The sequence below is a fragment of the Acidisphaera rubrifaciens HS-AP3 genome (genome assembly GCF_000964365.1).
Taxonomy (GTDB): Bacteria; Pseudomonadota; Alphaproteobacteria; order Acetobacterales; family Acetobacteraceae; genus Acidisphaera; species Acidisphaera rubrifaciens.
This window is the reverse complement of the sequence record NZ_BANB01000770.1, coordinates 1-1,196: the sequence shown is the minus strand read 5'-3', so window position 1 is coordinate 1,196 and position 1,196 is coordinate 1. Positions and strand designations below refer to the sequence as shown.

Sequence of the window (1,196 nt, the reverse complement as noted above, 5' to 3'; positions counted from 1 at the left end):
GCGAGTCGATGCGGCAGGTCGATCGCCGCTGGGTCGGCCAGCGGCAGCAGCGGTGCGGCCGCACAGACCGCGGCCAGCAGCAGCAGGACCGTCAGGCCGCCGAGCGCCGCCGGCCGCCGCGCGATCCGTCCCGCGACACGGCGCATCCGGTCCATCCGCGCCTGCAGGCGCGAGCGCGGCGGGGCGGCATCAACGAGGCCCGACATCGGCTCAGCGCACCCTTGGGTCGAACAGCCGGTAGGCGAGGTCAGCCAGCAGGTTCAGCCCGACATAGGCGACGCCCACCACCAGCGTCGCGCCAAGCACCGCGTTCATGTCCGCGCTCAGCAGCGAGACGCTGAAATACAGACCGAGACCCGGCCAGGAAAACACCGTCTCGGTCAGCACCGCGCCCTCCAGCAGCCCGGCATAGGCGAGGGCGACCACGGTGATCAGCGGCACGGCCACGTTCGGGAATGCATGGCGCCACAACACCCGCCGTCGTGGTATCCCGCGCGCCCGCGCCGCCGTGACATAGTCGGACGCCAGCGCGTCGAGCATGAAGCCGCGCGTCATGCGCGCGATGATGCCGAGCGTGTAGATCCCCAGCACCAGCGCCGGCAGCGCGAGATGCGCGAGCGCGTCCCGCCACGCCGCCCAGTCGCCGGCCAGGGCGGCGTCGAGCACCAGCATCCCCGTCCGCCGCGGCACCGTGCCGTCGAAGGCGACGCCGATCTGCCCGGTGCCCGGCGCCCAGCCGAGCCGGGCGTAGAACAGCAGCAGGAACAGCAGCGCCAGCACGAAGACCGGCACCGACTGGCCGAGCAGCGCGATCACCCGCACGATCCGGTCGGCCCAGCGCCCGGCCCGCGCCGCGGCGAGGACGCCGAGCGGCACGCCCGCCGCGAGGGCCAGCAGCAGGGCCGCCGTCGCCAGTTCCAGCGTCGGCGGGAAAAACCGCGCGATGTCCGTCAGCACCGGTCGCTGCGTCATCACCGAGCGGCCGAAATCCCCGTGCGCCAGGTGACGTAGCCAAGTCGCGAACTGCATCCACAGCGGCTGGTCGAGCCCGAGCGCGGCGCGCGTCCGCGCCACCACCTCGGGCGGCGCGTGATCGCCCACGATCGCGAGCACCGGGTCCGTCGGCAGGGCGTGGCCGATCAGGAAGGTGACGAGCAGCAAGCCGAACAGCGTGACCGGCACGCTCGCGATCCGGC

2 protein-coding genes are annotated in these 1,196 nt (G+C 73.3%); both read right to left on the bottom strand.

The window, feature by feature from the left end:
• A partial coding sequence (locus B8460_RS17470; protein WP_048862900.1) for a hypothetical protein occupies positions 1–206 on the bottom strand: 206 nt, incomplete at its 3' end.
• Between the two features lie 4 nt (positions 207–210).
• Positions 211–1,191, bottom strand: a complete 981-nt coding sequence (locus B8460_RS17465) for an ABC transporter permease (protein ID WP_052945294.1) — start codon at positions 1,189–1,191, stop codon at positions 211–213.
• Positions 1,192–1,196: the final 5 nt, after the last annotated feature.